General features: G+C 61.3%; 14 protein-coding genes. 4 read left to right on the top strand and 10 right to left on the bottom strand.

Translation table 11 applies throughout. From position 1 onward, the window contains the following. Positions 1-72 precede the first annotated feature (72 nt). Positions 73-1,290: a tyrosine--tRNA ligase gene (tyrS, locus tag AC6JBC_RS08395; protein WP_464788893.1), complete on the bottom strand. Its 1,218-nt coding sequence runs from the start codon at positions 1,288-1,290 to the stop codon at positions 73-75. Positions 1,291-1,420: 130 nt separating this feature from the next. Here tyrS and AC6JBC_RS08390 point away from each other — a divergent pair, with 130 nt between their 5' ends. Beyond that, on the top strand, positions 1,421-2,509 hold the full coding sequence (locus AC6JBC_RS08390; protein WP_498026033.1) for an anhydro-N-acetylmuramic acid kinase: 1,089 nt from the start codon (positions 1,421-1,423) through the stop codon (positions 2,507-2,509). 6 nt (positions 2,510-2,515) lie between these two features. Here the strand turns inward: AC6JBC_RS08390 and AC6JBC_RS08385 are convergent, their stop codons facing one another. Continuing rightward, positions 2,516-3,691 carry a vWA domain-containing protein gene (locus tag AC6JBC_RS08385; RefSeq protein ID WP_498026032.1) on the bottom strand — a complete coding sequence of 392 codons (1,176 nt, stop codon included), beginning with the start codon at positions 3,689-3,691 and terminating at the stop codon, positions 2,516-2,518. A 128-nt stretch (positions 3,692-3,819) separates the two neighbouring features. On the opposite strand from AC6JBC_RS08385, the gene AC6JBC_RS08380 reads away from it, so the two are divergent. Then, positions 3,820-5,199 (top strand): methyl-accepting chemotaxis protein, encoded by a 1,380-nt coding sequence (locus AC6JBC_RS08380; RefSeq protein WP_498023798.1) that lies wholly within the window; start codon positions 3,820-3,822, stop codon positions 5,197-5,199. A 5-nt stretch (positions 5,200-5,204) separates the two neighbouring features. On the opposite strand, the gene AC6JBC_RS08375 is transcribed toward AC6JBC_RS08380, so the two are convergent. From AC6JBC_RS08375 to AC6JBC_RS08340, 8 genes are all read right to left on the bottom strand, one after another. Continuing rightward, positions 5,205-6,227, bottom strand: coding sequence for a hypothetical protein (locus AC6JBC_RS08375; RefSeq protein WP_498023797.1), 1,023 nt, complete (start codon positions 6,225-6,227; stop codon positions 5,205-5,207). 92 nt (positions 6,228-6,319) lie between these two features. After that, entirely contained in the window at positions 6,320-6,733 is a 414-nt protein-coding gene (locus AC6JBC_RS08370; protein WP_498023796.1) for a GFA family protein, read from the bottom strand. Between the two features lie 41 nt (positions 6,734-6,774). Further along, on the bottom strand, positions 6,775-7,620 hold the full coding sequence (locus AC6JBC_RS08365; RefSeq protein WP_449472141.1) for an AAA family ATPase: 846 nt from the start codon (positions 7,618-7,620) through the stop codon (positions 6,775-6,777). Between the two features lie 66 nt (positions 7,621-7,686). Beyond that, positions 7,687-8,367 (bottom strand): DUF6975 family protein, encoded by a 681-nt coding sequence (locus AC6JBC_RS08360; RefSeq protein ID WP_498023795.1) that lies wholly within the window; start codon positions 8,365-8,367, stop codon positions 7,687-7,689. Positions 8,368-8,504: 137 nt separating this feature from the next. Then, the gene (gene rpoD / locus AC6JBC_RS08355; RefSeq protein WP_498023794.1) at positions 8,505-10,553 is read right to left on the bottom strand and encodes an RNA polymerase sigma factor RpoD; all 2,049 of its coding nucleotides are present in this window, start codon (positions 10,551-10,553) and stop codon (positions 8,505-8,507) included. Positions 10,554-10,594: 41 nt separating this feature from the next. Next, positions 10,595-12,499, bottom strand: coding sequence for a DNA primase (dnaG, locus tag AC6JBC_RS08350; protein ID WP_498023793.1), 1,905 nt, complete (start codon positions 12,497-12,499; stop codon positions 10,595-10,597). Then, the gene (locus AC6JBC_RS08345; protein ID WP_498023792.1) at positions 12,496-12,906 is read right to left on the bottom strand and encodes an endonuclease domain-containing protein; all 411 of its coding nucleotides are present in this window, start codon (positions 12,904-12,906) and stop codon (positions 12,496-12,498) included. The genes dnaG and AC6JBC_RS08345 overlap by 4 nt, the downstream gene beginning before the upstream one ends. A gap of 44 nt (positions 12,907-12,950) precedes the next feature. Further along, positions 12,951-13,403 carry a GatB/YqeY domain-containing protein gene (locus tag AC6JBC_RS08340; protein ID WP_498023791.1) on the bottom strand — a complete coding sequence of 151 codons (453 nt, stop codon included), beginning with the start codon at positions 13,401-13,403 and terminating at the stop codon, positions 12,951-12,953. Positions 13,404-13,558: 155 nt separating this feature from the next. Between AC6JBC_RS08340 and carA the strand changes: the two genes are divergently transcribed. Further along, positions 13,559-14,782, top strand: a complete 1,224-nt coding sequence (carA, locus tag AC6JBC_RS08335; RefSeq protein WP_247231018.1) for a glutamine-hydrolyzing carbamoyl-phosphate synthase small subunit — start codon at positions 13,559-13,561, stop codon at positions 14,780-14,782. Continuing rightward, positions 14,779-15,147 (top strand): ribonuclease E inhibitor RraB, encoded by a 369-nt coding sequence (locus AC6JBC_RS08330; protein ID WP_498023790.1) that lies wholly within the window; start codon positions 14,779-14,781, stop codon positions 15,145-15,147. Before carA ends, AC6JBC_RS08330 begins: the two co-directional genes overlap by 4 nt. The last annotated feature ends 39 nt before the right edge of the window (positions 15,148-15,186 follow it).

Here is a 15,186-nt window from a genome sequence, read left to right as displayed (position 1 = left end):
CGGAGCTTAAGATGAGGAAGGTGGCGCCTTCCTTACCAGCTTTACTTAATCCGCCTTTAACTTTCTAAAGTTTCAAGCAGTTACCAGGCCATGTTTCTTAGCGCCGAAGCTCACCTTGTCTCCGGGTTTCAGTGCCAGCATGGGGTCGCTCACGACCTCACCATTGACGCGAATGGCGCCTTCGGCCAGCTTGCGCCGGACTTCCTTGTTGGAACTGGCAAAGCCAAGCGCTGAGGTGCCCTGAACAATAGTCAGCCCCTCGGCCCCCACACTGATCGTCGGCAGATTGGCGTCCGAAGCGCCCTCTTCAAAGGTCTTGCGCGACGTTTCTGCGGCAGCAAGCGCAGCATCGGTTCCCCGGCACAGCGCCGTCGCCTCATTGGCCAGAACCTTCTTCGCCTCATTGATCTCAGCGCCCTGAAGAGCCGCGAGCCGTGCGACCTCGTCCATCGGCAGGTCGGTGAACAGCCGCAGCCGGTTGGCGACGTCCGCGTCCGCCGTGTTCCGCCAGAACTGCCAATAATCATAGGTGGAAAGCTGATCTTCGTTCAGCCACACGGCACCACCCACCGTCTTGCCCATCTTCGTGCCATCGGCATTTGTGAGCAGCGGCGTGGTCAGCCCGAATACCTGCATCCCATCCACCCGACGCGCGAGTTCGACGCCGTTGACGATATTCCCCCACTGGTCCGATCCGCCCATCTGCAACCGGCAGCCCGACCGCCGCGACAGCTCCAGAAAGTCATAGGCCTGAAGGATCATATAGTTGAATTCAAGGAAGGACAGCGACTGCTCACGATCCAGCCGCAGCTTCACCGAATCAAAGCTCAACATGCGATTGATCGAGAAATGCTGGCCGATCTCGCGCAGGAACGGGATATATTCCAGCCGGTCGAGCCATTCGGCATTGTCGAGCATGATCGCGTCGGTCGGCCCGTCGCCAAAGGTCAGGAACCGTTCGAACACGCGCTTGATGCTCGCGACATTCTCCGCGATCGTCTCGGTCGTCAGCAGCTTGCGCGCTTCGTCCTTGAAGCTCGGATCGCCGATCTTCCCGGTGCCGCCGCCCATCAGGACGATCGGCTTGTGCCCCGCCTTCTGCAACTGCCGCAGCATCATGATGGAAACGAGGTGCCCGACATGCAAAGACGGAGCCGTCGGATCAAAGCCGATATAGCCCGGCACGATCTGCTTAGCGGCAAGGCCATCGAGCCCCTCCGCATCGGTCAACTGATGGATGTAGCCACGTGCCTCCAGGAGGCGGAGCAGATCGGACGAGTAGCTGGTCATAATGCGGCGCCCTCTAGCATCACGACACAACAACGTCACTCCCCGTCATCCTGAACTTGTGTCTCGACCCATTCCGCTACACAGAATGGAGGAGAGCAAAAGGATCGAAGCGGTGACACACAGCCAACCCATGCTGGCGATCGGCCTCATGTCGGGTACGTCGCGCGACGGCATCGACGCCGCGCTTATTGAAACCGACGGAGAGGGCGTCAGCAATCCCGTCACCTTCCATGCCATGCCCTATCGGGAGGGCTTTCGCATTCGCCTGGCCGAAGCGTGCCAGCGCGCCATGGCAATGGACAAGCCGGGCTTCGAGCCTCTCATTCAGTCCGTGGAAGCCGAACTTACCGAACTTCATGTCGAGGCCGTCACCGATCTCCTCGCGCGCAGCGGGCATATAGCGCAGGATATCGCCGTTATCGGTTTCCACGGCCACACGGTCGCGCATCGGCCGGAATGGCGCTGGACATGGCAGATCGGCGATGGCCTCGCATTGGCGGGGGCATTCGGAATTCCCGTGGTCGGCGATCTGCGCAGTGCCGATGTCGCCGCAGGGGGGCAGGGGGCGCCGCTAATGCCTATCTATCATCGGGCCTTGGCGAACGACTTGCGTAAGCCGACAGCCATATTGAACCTGGGCGGCGTGGCCAACATCACCGCCATCGGAAATGATGGCGAACTCCTCGCCTTCGATACCGGCATGGCGAGCGGTTTGATCGACAATTGGATGCAGACGCATGGCGATCGGCCGTTCGATGAAAATGGCGCCACTGCTGCTCGCGGCAAAATCGATGAAGCGCGGCTCGACAGTTTGATGGCAGACTCCTGGTTCGATACGCTGCCCCCCAAGAGTATCGACCGTGAAGCCTTCACCCTCGATACGATGCATGGCTTGTCGCTTGAGGATGGCGCAGCGACGTTGACCGCGTTCACCGCCAGGGCGGTTGCCCGCGCGCTTGATCATCTCCCGTCCCGCCCTTCCGCCATCTACGTCGGCGGAGGCGGCCGTCATAATGCAACACTGATGACGATGCTGGCTTCCTTCACCAACGCTGATGTGCATCCGGTCGATGATCTCGGCTGGGATGGCGACGCTCTTGAGGCGCAGGGTTTCGCCTATATGGCGGTGCGCCACCTCAAATCCTTGCCGATCAGCTTTCCCGGAACCACCGGCGTTCCGGCCCCAATGACGGGCGGCGTCCTATTCGATCCTGCCTGACGCAGCTTACCGCTTTCGGGTCAGTTCCCGCATCCCGTCATCGATGCCCTCAAGCGTCAGCGGATACATGCGCTGGCTCATGATCTCCCGGATCATCCGCGTCGATTGGCTATATTCCCAATGGTCGCGCGGCGTGGGGTTCAACCACACGGCAGCCGGATAGGTATGCAGCAATCGGCTCATCCACACCGCGCCGGGTTCCTCGTTCATATGCTCGACCGATCCGCCCGGATAGCTGATCTCGTAAGGGCTCATCGCCGCATCGCCGACGAAGATGACCTTATAGTCATGCCCATATTTATGCAGGATATCCCATGTCGGAATACGCTCTGAAAAACGGCGCCGATTGTCCTTCCACACGCCTTCATAGAGGCAGTTGTGGAAGTAGAAGAACTCCATGTTCTTGAACTCGGTCGTCGCGGCGGAAAACAGCTCCTCGCAAAGCCGGATGAAGGGGTCCATTGACCCGCCAACGTCCAGGAATAGCAGCAGCTTGACCGCATTATGCCGCTCGGGCCGCATCCGGATGTCGAGCCAACCTTGCCGTGCCGTGCCCCGGATAGTCCCTTCCAGGTCCAGCTCATCCGCTGCCCCCTCGCGCGCAAAGCGTCGCAGTCGCCGCAACGCCACCTTGATGTTGCGCGTGCCCAGTTCCTTGCTGCTGTCGAGGTTCTGGAACTCGCGCTTTTCCCACACCTTGATGGCGCGCTTGTGCCTGCTCTCGCCGCCGATCCGCACGCCTTCGGGGTTATAGCCGCCATTGCCGAAGGGCGAAGTTCCGCCCGTGCCGATCCACTTGTTGCCGCCCTGATGGCGCCCCTTCTGCTCCTCCAGACGCTTCTTCAACGTCTCCATGATCTCGTCCCAGCTGCCTAGAGACTTGATCTTCTCCATCTCTTCAGCGCTCAGATATTTCTCCGCGACCAGGCGCAGCCACTCCTCGGGAATCTCCGCCTCGACCCCGCTCGCGTCCAGCACGCCCTTGAAAACCTTTGCAAAGACCTGATCGAACCGATCGATCAGCCCCTCGTCCTTCACATAGGTTGCCCGCGCGAGATAATAGAATTCCTCGGGCCGTTGACCGATCACGTCACGGTCCAGCGCCTCCAGCAGAAGCAGATGCTCCTTGATGCCAGCGGGAATGCCCGCAGCCCTGAGCGCGTCGAGAAAGTTCAACATCATGGTGACGGCCTTGTCTGACAGCCCTGCCATGGATGCAAGGGGCTGCGCATGGTTGATCAAATGTTAAGTGTTGCATCGCATCGTTAATAAGGCACTATTCACAAGCGGGCGGTTTGGGGTGGCACTCCTTGGAAAATGAGCATTTATTGACGGATCTGGGTGAACGTTCCGGCGACGTTGCGCTGCAATGCAGCGAGACGGCGGGTTTCCTCGGGGAACTTACCCGGCGCATCCAATCCGACTCGCTCCGCCTCTCACAATTGCAAACCAATATGGAGGCTCTGGCCGTCAGCCAGAATGAAAGCGTGGTGGCGGCTCAGGAGCTCAGCCTCACGTCCCGACGTGCTGCCCGCATCATTGCCGAGGGGCATGAAGCGATTACCCAGTCTCTCGCCCAGGTTGCGGGGCTGGTCGACCATGTCACGGGGCTGGAGGGAAGGCTTCGTCAGTTTCTCGGAGTTATCGAAGCCGTCGGCGGCATATCCGATCAACTCGGCGCGATCGCACGCCAAACGCGGCTGCTGGGCGTCAACGCCGCGATCGAGGCGGCACGCGGTGGAGAGGCGACGCAGGGCTTTGCCGTCGTGGCCGACGAAATCCGCCGCTTGGCCGGACAAGCCGGCGAGTCCGCCGCATCGGTCGGGGACAAGCTCGGGCAGCTCGACCGCGATGCGCGCCATCTGATCAGCGGCGTTGAGGCGAATATCGGACGCGGCCGGGACGTCAGCGCCCATATCGACACATTGAGCGTAACCATGGCGGAAATCGCCTCGCTCGTGACGCAATTTGGCGAGCGTTCCCACGCCATCGTCACCTGCACCGACGAAGCCGACGCCGACGTCGGTGCGCTACGTGCGGGCCTTACCAACTTCAGCGACTCTGCTGCCGAAAGCACCCAGCGTGTCGAAATGGCCAAGGCCCAGCTTGAGCAGCTTGAGGGCATGGCGAACGACATGCTCAACACCGCCGCCCATGGTGGGCATCAGACCCGCAACAGCCGCTACATCGCCTATGCGGAAGATGGTGCGGCAGAAGTGTCGCGCCTGATCAATGACGCTCTGGCTGCGGGTGAACTGACGCCATCGGCGCTATTCGACAGCAATTACCGCTCGATCCAAGGCTCCCACCCGCCACAATATGAAAATGGCTTCATGGTCTTTGCCGACCGTTTCATCCGCCCGATTCTGGATCGCCAGACCGGACAGGATAATGCCATCGTCGGCTGCTGCCTGATCGATATGAACGGCTATCTGCCCACGCATATCACGTCGCGAAGCCAGCCTCAGCGGCCGGGCATGCCGGAATGGAACATGGAATATGCCCGTAACCGGCAGATTTTCATGGACAGCCAGACCCGCCGCGCGCTCGATGGCGACGCAGACTTTTTCCTCTTCACCTACCGTCAGGACCTTGGCGAGGGTCGCTATCGCGCGCTTCGCAGCGTGTTCGTTCCGCTGATCTTCGAAGGCCGCCGCTGGGGCCTGTATGAGGTCGGCTACCTCATCTGATCCCGTCAGTTCGCCGCGCCCTGACGCACTATGACGTCCCCATTGGCGGCATAGGCAGCAGTCGTCCGCGCCTGCGCCGTCTGAGGGTCCTTGCCATCGAGAATCTTCGCTATCTGCCGCGAACTCGGCACGCGGTCATAAACGCCATAGAGCTTCGTCTCGCCGACCGAATGTAGCGATAGTCGATAGCCCTTGCCATCAACCGCTGGATCGAAGGCGAGCACCGTGCCCGCATCGTCGATCGGCACGATGACCGATCCGCCAGACGCGTCCTGCTGCGCCAGAACATCATAGCTGCCTTCGCTAGTCTGCACCTGTCCCCGGATGCAGAAGGACCCGGCCACCTCGCGGACGGCCCTGACATCAGCCGCTGCGACAGGAAGGGAAGTGGTAAGTTGCGCATCCCGGTCATCACCCGTCGGGCAGTCGGCGAACCGCACCGGAGAGACTGGCCGTACCGCAGCCGCATCATCGAAATGCAAGCTGCCGAGCATGCCGTCCAGCCCTGCCAATACCTCCTTGCGCCGTTCGCTGGGACCTGTGACGCGCAGCTTCACGAGCCAGCGTCCGGCCTGCGCAAAAGCTGCTGCCGTGGTCAGCGCCCCGTCGGCCGCATCATCATAAACCGCACGGATCGCGCGGCCGCCTTTGCCTTGCAGCGAAACGCCTTCATAAGCAGTGCGGCGTGTCTTCGGTCCAAAACGATCCGTCACCGCGCGGTCGGTCATGTAAGCGGCAATCGACGCGTCCGCATAGCTGGGCAGATAGACGTACAAGGTCGCCTGCACCGCCCCGTCCTCCGACAAATATTGGGCATAATTGTCGATGCCCTTGCCGCCATTCGTGACCTCTCCACTCTTGGACAGGGAAAGCCCCGCGATCGTCTGGGGCAGGCTGATCCCCGAAGCGCGGGCGCGAAGGCTCCCATCGCTCGCTACCCACGCTTCCTGCACATCGGCACCCTGCGCCAATGCGGGCACCGGCAGGAGTAGGAGGAGTGGCAACAGCGACAAGGAGAGTTTCCGCATAGGCATCCTTCCCATTCCACGCCGTCTTGTCGCGGCTCTGAAATTTATTGGGGAAGGTTGAGCGAAACTGCAAGGCTAAGGCAAGCGGCCTTTTACGCGACTGGCGGAATCTGCGCTGGATAATGCGGCAGTTCCGGGTCCAGATGCGCCCAGTGCGGAGCCGCCTCCGTCCAGATTACCGCCTGCGGTGCCAGCAGGTCCGGATCATCCAGCGCGCCAGCCCTGATGAAAGTCAGGTGCGGCCGCGACTCGGCAATGCTGAACAGGGGCGTGCCGCACTGCGGACAAAAGCCACGACGCATCCTGTTTCCGCTATCCGCGATGCTTTCATGCCAACGTACCTCGCCCTCGCTTTGCACCTTCTCCGTCGGAAAGCAGACATTGACCGTGCCCGATCCTCCGCCGAGATATTGGCACAGCCTGCACCAGCACATGCGCGCCGCCATCGGCTCCGCATCGATCTTGATGCGCACCGCTCCGCACAGACATCCCGCTTCATGCGTCATGCACGCCTCCGTCATTGCGCCGGGCAGGGCAATCCCGGCATTTACCGCCCCTGCCGCCGCGCCATGAATGCCAGACGTTCGAACATCATGATATCCTGCTCATTCTTCAGCAGCGCGCCATGAAGCGGCGGAATGGCCTTGGTCGGATCGCGATCCTGCAACACCTCCAGCGGCATGTCTTCATTGAGTAGCAGCTTCAACCAGTCGAGCAACTCGCTGGTCGACGGCTTCTTCTTCAGGCCCGGCACATCGCGTATCTCGTAGAAGAGGTCGAGCGCGCGGCTGACCAATATCTTCTGAATGCCGGGGAAATGGACATCGACAATGGCCTGCATCGTCTCCCGGTCGGGGAACTTGATATAGTGGAAGAAGCAGCGCCGCAGGAAAGCGTCGGGCAGCTCCTTCTCATTGTTGGATGTGATGACCACCACCGGCCGTTCCTGCGCCGCGACCGTCTCGCCCGTTTCGTAGACGTGGAACGCCATGCGATCGAGTTCCTGCAACAGGTCGTTGGGAAACTCGATATCGGCCTTGTCGATCTCGTCGATCAGCAGCACGGGTAGGGTAGGGGAGGTGAAGGCCTCCCAAAGCTTGCCCTTGCGGATATAGTTGCTGATGTCATGAACACGCGGATCGCCCAGCTGGCCATCGCGCAGCCGTGCCACGGCGTCATATTCATACAGGCCTTGATGCGCCTTGGTCGTCGATTTGACGTTCCATTCGATCAGCGGCGCGTCCAATGCCTTGGCGATTTCCTGCGCCAGCACCGTCTTGCCCGTCCCCGGCTCACCCTTCACCAGCAGGGGGCGGCGCAGCAGCACCGCTGCGTTCACCGCGACCTTCAGGTCGTCGGTTGCGACATAATCTTCCGTACCTTCAAACCGCATGAATCTTCGCTTTCCTCTACTGCCACCCGAGTAGGGAAAGCGATACGGCGCCGCAATCGGTTATTCCTATACCTTCTGCCGCCGAACCTCGGCACGCGCCTTCAGCAGGTCCCAGAGGCCACGCTGCTGGCTGAGCAACTGCCGCGCGCCAAATTGTATGGCCCGATCGGCCGCGCCGTCGCTACCGATCGCTCGCGCTACGGCAAAGGTCTGCGCCCGGTCGGGAAGATCGGATGGAGAGGGTTCAAGCCCCACGCGAATCGCCGCCATGTCGAGCACGCCGCGTACCGCCTGCCAGTCCAGTACCAGCGCCATGGCTGCGCCCATGGCACATCCGCGCCTGTCCGACTGAGCCAGTATATCCAGCGCATGACGTTGTTGGCTGACGATCGTCTCACAGTCGCTCTGCCCCGCCGTGCTGGGTATCGGGCCTAGCGCCACCGCAACTTGCGTCAGATAGGCCCGCTCTCGCGCAAACGCCTGCCCCGCCTGGACGAGCCAGCCCCGAGCCGCACTGTCTGCCGATCGGTTCGCCGCGTGATCGATGACGCCTGGGTGACGTCCGTGCAGCAGGCATAGATAATGCGCGGCATCGGCGAGGTCCGGCAATGTCAGGGCAGCGTTACGGCTCATGATCGTCCTTGCGCTGCTCGCATGAGCATGAGCGGCCGTTCCATCAGCCGCCACCAGCGCCTCGATCACCTGAGATATATCGCCTGTCGCCAAGCGTGTAGCTGCTTCGTTCATGATAACCCCTGCGGCCGCCGCGCCAGTGTGTCTGTTGCCACGACCATAGGAAGTTGAGGTAAAAGAGCGGTTTATGAGACGAAAAAAAGGGCGGCCCTGAAGCCGCCCTTTCGGATCAATTCACCGTATCCCAGACCCTATTGGTCGAGGAAGCTCCGCATTTTCCGGCTGCGGCTCGGATGTTTCAGCTTGCGGAGCGCCTTCGCCTCAATCTGGCGGATACGTTCGCGGGTCACGCTGAACTGCTGGCCTACTTCCTCCAGCGTGTGATCGGTGTTCATGCCGATGCCGAAACGCATGCGCAGCACGCGTTCCTCACGCGGCGTGAGCGAGGCCAGAACGCGGGTGACCGTTTCTTTCAGGTTTGCCTGAATTGCCGCATCCACCGGGATGACCGCATTTTTGTCCTCGATGAAATCGCCCAGGTGCGAATCCTCCTCGTCGCCGATCGGCGTTTCGAGGCTGATCGGCTCCTTGGCGATCTTCATCACCTTGCGCACCTTCTCCAGCGGCATGGAAAGGCGCTCGGCCATTTCCTCCGGAGTCGGCTCGCGGCCCTGCTCATGCAGGAACTGGCGGGACGTGCGCACCAGCTTGTTGATCGTCTCGATCATGTGGACCGGAATACGGATGGTCCGCGCCTGATCCGCGATCGATCGGGTGATCGCCTGACGGATCCACCAGGTCGCATAGGTGCTGAACTTGTAACCGCGGCGATATTCGAACTTATCCACCGCCTTCATCAGGCCGATATTGCCTTCCTGAATAAGATCAAGGAATTGCAGGCCACGGTTCGTATATTTTTTAGCGATGGAGATGACGAGGCGCAGGTTTGCCTCGACCATTTCCTTCTTCGCGATACGTGCCTCGCGTTCGCCCTTCTGCACCATGTTGACGATACGGCGGAACTCGTTCAGCGACATGCCGGTCGCCTGCGCGATTTCGCTCACCTCGGTACGGATGCGCTCGACGGCGCGTGCTTCGGCTGCCGCAAAAGCGGCCCATTTCTTGTCGAGGCCCTGCACCTTGTCTAGCCAGGCGTCGTCCAGTTCATGGTTCACATAGCGGTCGAGGAAGTCCTTGCGGCTGACCTTATGCCGTTCCGCCAAGCGCAGCATCTGCCCACCCAGCGCGGTCAAGCGACGATTATAGGCATAGAGCTGATCGACCAGATATTCGATCTTCTGCTGGTGGAACTGGACGCTTTCGACTTCGGCGGTCAGCCGCTCGCGCAGCTCCTGATAATCGTCCTCGGCCTTCTGGCTCAGCGTCTCGCCATTGGCCATCGCGGCCATGCGTGATTCCTGCGCACGCGAGAAGGCGCGGAAAATCTCCGTGATGGTGGCGAATTTCTCAAGCGCCATCGGCTTGAGCGTCTCTTCCATCTGGGCGAGGGAAAGGGTGTTGTCTTCCTCTTCTTCCTCTTCCACGCGCCGGGCACGGCGTTCGGTCAGGCCGTCCTCATCCTCGTCGGAATCGGCTGCCTCTTCCTCGGGCTCCTCCTCTTCCTTGAAGCTGGGGCCAGCGGTTTTCTCGCTGATCTCGCCGTCATCGTCTTCGGCGCCTTCCTCCAGATTCTCGGGCGCCGGGTCCTTGGAAAGCATCGCGTCGAGGTCAAGAATCTCGCGCAGCTGCATTTCGCCATTATTGAGGGCGGTCGACCATTCGATGATCGCGTTGAAGGTCGTCGGGCTTTCGCAAAGCCCCAGGATCATCGTGTCGCGGCCAGCCTCGATACGCTTGGCGATGGCGATTTCGCCCTCGCGGCTGAGCAGTTCCACCGCGCCCATTTCGCGCAGATACATGCGCACCGGGTCGTCGGTGCGGTCGACCGTTTCCTTCTTCTTTTCGGTGACGAGCTTGGGCGCGCCTTCTTCATCGCCCGAATCATCTTCGGCGTCCTCGGCATCTTCGCGCTCGCGCTGCTCGTCGCCGTCCTCGCTGGCTTCCTCATTCTCGACGATGTTTACGCCCATTTCGTTGAGCGCGGCCATGATGTCCTCGATCTGCTCGGAGGACATCTGGTCCTGCGGCAGGGCGTCGTTCAACTCGTCATAGGTGATGTAGCCGCGCTTCTTGGCGCGCGCGATCAGCTTCTTGACCGAAGCCTCATTCAGATCGAGCAGCGGTGCATCGCCGCTATCCACATCCTCGCCCGCACCCTTGCCTGTCGCCTTGCTCGCCATTTATTCGCCTTAGCTCCATCATCCCGCCGGGGGACGATCTATCAAACAATATCTTCGGACTGCGCCAGTTCCGCCAGGCGCTGGTCATGATCCATTTTTAACCGCTGGATCCGCTGCTGCTCGGCAAAGGTTTCCTCGTTGAGGTCTTCCCTCGCCCGCCTCGTCGCCTCCGCCAGCGCCGTCTCCAACTCCGGTCCTTGTGCCATCACCCGGATAGCCTCCTCCAGATCGCGCTGAACGCGACCGGGATCGGTCTTCATCCTGCTGGGGGTGAATGTGAACGTGTCGGCCCGGAGCATCCCCTTCGCCATATTATACACTTCACCTTGGCCCAATATGGTAAGGAGGCCCTCTGTTTCAACTGTTTCTTGTCGGAACGATGCGGCAATCATCGCCCGCATCAGTTCGCCCAGCGCCGAATCGCCGATATGCAGTGCCGAAAGCATCTCCCGGTGCATCATTATCTGCTCGGGATGCCGCAACAAACTCGCCAGAACCGCGCGCAGCAGCCGCTGCTCCATGCCGCTGACGCCGATCGCCCGCGCTTCGCTTCCAATCGGGGGCAGGGGCGGCTTCCAGTTTCCGCGCCGATCGCGCTGCCACCCTTGTCGAGTCCCTGTCCCACGCTGATGGCGAGGCGCGTTCGCCTGCGAGGGTCGCGCAAAGAACAGCGCATCATAACGCTCCCGGAAAATCTGCACATAATGCGCCCGCACATCCGGATGCGCGATCGCGTCGGTGATCGTGCGCAGCCGCTGCTTCAACGCCGCCCGCTGCTCCGGCGTATCCAATGGCGCCGCCTTCTGCTCATAGGCCCACAACCGCTCCACCAGCGGTTCCGCCGCATCCAGCACCCGTTCCATCGCTCCCGGCCCCTCCGCCCGGATCAGATCGTCCGGATCCTGCCCCGCAGGCAGCGTGGCAAAGGCCAAACTCATCCCCGGCCTCAGCAACGGCAGCGCCCGCACAGCCGCCCGGATCGCCGCCTTCTGCCCCGCCGCATCGCCATCGAAGCAGAGTAGCGGCACATCGACCATCTTCCATAGCCGCTCGATCTGATGCTCCGTCAGCGCCGTGCCCAGCGGCGCAACCGCCTCGCCAAAGCCCGCCTGCGCCAGCGCGATCACGTCCATATAGCCTTCGACCACGATCACCCGCCCGCTCTGGCGGCTAGCCGGAGAAGCGCGATCGATATTGTAAAGCGTCCGCCCCTTGTCGAAGAGCGGCGTGTCCGGCGAGTTCAGATATTTAGGCTCGCCAGCCCCAAGAATCCGCCCGCCAAAAGCGATCACCCGCCCGCGAATATCCCGGATCGGCAGCATCAGCCGCCCTCGGAAGCGGTCATAGCTCTCCCGCTTCCTCGCCTTGCCACCATCGCTTTCGCTCGCCTCGGGATCGATCAGCAACCCCGCCTCAATCAACATAGGCTCGCCAAATTCCGACAGCGCACCTTTGAGCTTACCCTTCGAATCCGCCGAATAGCCAAAGCCAAAAGCCCGCCGTGTCGCCTCGCTGATCCCGCGCCGGACAAGATACTCCCGAGCCTCGGCCCCTTCGATCCCGCCAAGCTGCGCCTCGAACAAAGCCTGCGCCGCCGCCATGACGTCATGCAGACCCTTGGCCTGCTCCGCCCGCTTCGCCGCGCGCGGATCGGGCGCAGGCACATCCATGCCCGCCGCCGCCGCCAGCTCCTTCACCGCCTCCATGAAGGGCAGGCCGCGCTGGTCCGTCATCCACCGGATCGCGTCTCCATGCGCCCCACAGCCAAAGCAGTGGTAGAAGCCCTTCTCATCATTGATGGTGAAGCTCGGCGTCTTCTCATTATGAAAAGGGCAGCACGCTTTATACTCGCGTCCAGCCTTCTGCACCTTCACCGTCCGCCCGATCAGCGTCGACAGCGAAGTCCGCATGCGCAGTTCGTCAAGGAAGGCGGGGGAGAGACTCATGCTTCTAAAAGCCCCTCCCTTCCAAGGGAGGGGTTGGGGTGGGTGATCTTCTGTCTCTCCGGCAACGCGCGCGCTCGATCAAGAATGACGCTCAATACGCCTTCAAGATTATCCCGAACCTCCCAGTTGGAAAAACGCAGCACGACATATCCTTGATGAGCGAGGTCGAAATCCCGATCTCGATCTTTCCCTGCATCATGCAGATCATCATCTACCTCAACGATCAAACCGATCGAGGGACAAAGAAAATCGCAAATATATGGCTCGATGACAGCTTGCCGCCGAAATTTGAATCCAGCCAACTGGGACGCCCTGAGACCCCCCCACAGCCGCCGCTCATAGTCGGTAGGTTCTCGCCGCATGTCGCGCGCATATCGGCCTAGCCTTGCATTGATGCGTAGCGCCATCACCCACCCCAACCCCTCCCTTCGAAGGGAGGGGCTATATCATGTCAACCCAAAGCCGCCTTAACCAGCCCACTCGCCTTGCTCATATCAATCACCGACCCATGCCGTTCCTTCAGCACGGCCATGACCTTCCCCATATCCTTGACGCTGGCCGCGCCCACTTCCGCCTTGATCCCCTCGATCGCAGCGCGCGTCTCATCCTCGCTCAACTGCTGCGGCAGAAAGCTTTCGATTACGCGCAACTCGGCCTGCTCCTTCGCCGCCAGCTCTTCACGCCCGCCGCTCCGAAACATCTCGATCGACTCGCGCCGCTGCTTCACCATCTTCTGCAGCACCTCGACAACGACCATATCGTCATCGGGCACGCTCGAAGCGGTACGCAATTCGATGTCCCGATCCTTCAGCTTCGCCATGATCAAACGCACAGCGGCCAGGCGTTCCTTGTCCCCCGCCTTCATGGCTTCGACCTGGGCGCTCTTAACCTGCTCGCGAATCATGGCGATACGAATCCTGTTCTGCCGGAAAAGACCAGATATAACGCCAAAAGAGATTTTTTACAGTGGTTGACCGCGGGGCCTCACAGGCATAGGTGACCGGCCGTTTAACCCGCTGCAGACGGGTTCCCGCTAAAAGCATAAAGGACGCTACGACCATGGCTGATGCCAAGACCCTCACCGTGCCCAAAGGAGCGACAGGGGTATTGGTTTTCGCCGATGGCAGCGCAGTGTTTGGCCGTGGCTTTGGTGCAGTGGGCGAAGCGGTAGGCGAACTCTGCTTCAATACCGCCATGACCGGCTATCAGGAAGTGATGACCGACCCCAGCTATGCCGGGCAGATCGTCACCTTCACCTTCCCGCATATCGGCAATGTCGGCACCAACCTGGACGACGTCGAAGCGGACAACCCCTTCGCATTAGGCTGCGTCGTGCGGCAGGACGTGACGGAGCCTAGCAACTTCCGCAACGTCGAACCCTTCGACCAGTGGATGAAGGAAAATGGCCGCATCGGCCTGTCCGGTGTAGACACCCGCGCACTCACCCGCATGATCCGTCTGAAGGGCGCGCCCAACGTCGTCATCGCCCATAATCCGGAAGGCAATTTCGACCTCGCCGCCCTCGCGGAAAAAGCCGCCAATTGGCCCGGCCTTGAAGGCATGGACCTCGCCATCGAAGTCACGGCCAAGGAAAGCCGCCTCTGGAAAGACGGCGTGTGGAAACTAGGCCACGGCTACGCCAAGGATGAAGCCAATTCTCCCCTCCCCTTCAGGGGAGGGGCCGGGGGTGGGGGCCATCCAGATGGCACCGCGCCAGACAACCGCCCCCACGTCGTCGCCATCGACTATGGCGCAAAGAACAACATCTTCCGCAACCTCGTAAAGGCCGGCGCCCGCGTCACCGTTCTCCCCGCCACCGCCACCTACGAGCAGGTGATGGAGCAGAACCCCGACGGCGTCTTCCTCTCCAACGGCCCCGGCGATCCCGCCGCGACCGGCGAATATGCCGTCCCCGTCATCAAAAAGGTGCTGGAAGCCGACAAGCCCGTCTTCGGCATCTGCCTCGGCCACCAGATGCTGGCGCTCGCTGCCGGTGCCAAGACGGTCAAGATGCATCAGGGCCATCGCGGCGCCAACCACCCGGTAAAGCGCCTGTCCGACGGTCTGGTCGAGATCACCTCGATGAACCACGGCTTCGCGGTGGACAGCGACACGCTGCCCGCCAATGTGAAGCCGACCCATGTGTCGCTCTTCGACGGCAGCAATTGCGGCATCGAACTGACCGACAAAAAGGCCTTCTCGGTCCAGTACCACCCCGAAGCCTCGCCCGGCCCGCAGGACAGCTTCTACCTGTTCCAGCGCTTCGTTGAGGGGCTTAAGTGAGCCAAAACCTGCCCCCGGTGGACGAAGCCCGCCTCGCGGCAGAGTGGGAGGCGGACAAGGAAGTCCTCGCCAATCTCGCTGCCAATGGCGACGTGGCGCGTTTGTCGCGCCCGGTGGACGTCAGCTTCAAAGGCAGCGAAAAGGATTTCGAACGCGTCCTCACCATCGCCAGCCAGTTCGGCTTCGTCGAGCTGGACCGCGAAGAGGATGAGGATGGCGATCTGTTCCTCTTCCTCGAGTGCGAGCAGCCGGTCGACGAACAGTCGATCCGGGCGCTGACGAAGAAATGCCTCCAGATCGAAATCCTCTGCGGCGTCGAATATGACGGCTGGGGATGCGAGGCGCGGGCAGGGGGCGTGCATTGATGGGATGGAAAACCTGCAAGCCCGTTTCGTTGGCTGCCG

It is taken from the genome of Sphingobium sp. RC1 (assembly GCF_059738765.1).
Note: the sequence above shows the minus strand (reverse complement) of the source record. Positions and strands in the feature narration are given on the sequence as shown.

Bases quoted from the DNA above. Each gene is read 5' to 3' on its own strand.
- AC6JBC_RS08390 (WP_498026033.1), top strand. From the start codon at position 1,421: ATGCTGGCGATCGGCCTCATGTCGGGTACGTCGCGCGACGGCATCGAC.
- AC6JBC_RS08360 (WP_498023795.1), bottom strand. From the start codon at position 8,367: ATGAACGAAGCAGCTACACGCTTGGCGACAGGCGATATATCTCAGGTG.
- rpoD (WP_498023794.1), bottom strand. From the start codon at position 10,553: ATGGCGAGCAAGGCGACAGGCAAGGGTGCGGGCGAGGATGTGGATAGC.
- AC6JBC_RS08375 (WP_498023797.1), bottom strand. From the start codon at position 6,227: ATGCGGAAACTCTCCTTGTCGCTGTTGCCACTCCTCCTACTCCTGCCG.
- AC6JBC_RS08365 (WP_449472141.1), bottom strand. From the start codon at position 7,620: ATGCGGTTTGAAGGTACGGAAGATTATGTCGCAACCGACGACCTGAAG.
- AC6JBC_RS08385 (WP_498026032.1), bottom strand. From the start codon at position 3,691: ATGATGTTGAACTTTCTCGACGCGCTCAGGGCTGCGGGCATTCCCGCT.
- AC6JBC_RS08345 (WP_498023792.1), bottom strand. From the start codon at position 12,906: ATGGCGCTACGCATCAATGCAAGGCTAGGCCGATATGCGCGCGACATG.
- carA (WP_247231018.1), top strand. From the start codon at position 13,559: ATGGCTGATGCCAAGACCCTCACCGTGCCCAAAGGAGCGACAGGGGTA.
- dnaG (WP_498023793.1), bottom strand. From the start codon at position 12,499: ATGAGTCTCTCCCCCGCCTTCCTTGACGAACTGCGCATGCGGACTTCG.
- AC6JBC_RS08340 (WP_498023791.1), bottom strand. From the start codon at position 13,403: ATGATTCGCGAGCAGGTTAAGAGCGCCCAGGTCGAAGCCATGAAGGCG.
- tyrS (WP_464788893.1), bottom strand. From the start codon at position 1,290: ATGACCAGCTACTCGTCCGATCTGCTCCGCCTCCTGGAGGCACGTGGC.
- AC6JBC_RS08370 (WP_498023796.1), bottom strand. From the start codon at position 6,733: ATGACGCATGAAGCGGGATGTCTGTGCGGAGCGGTGCGCATCAAGATC.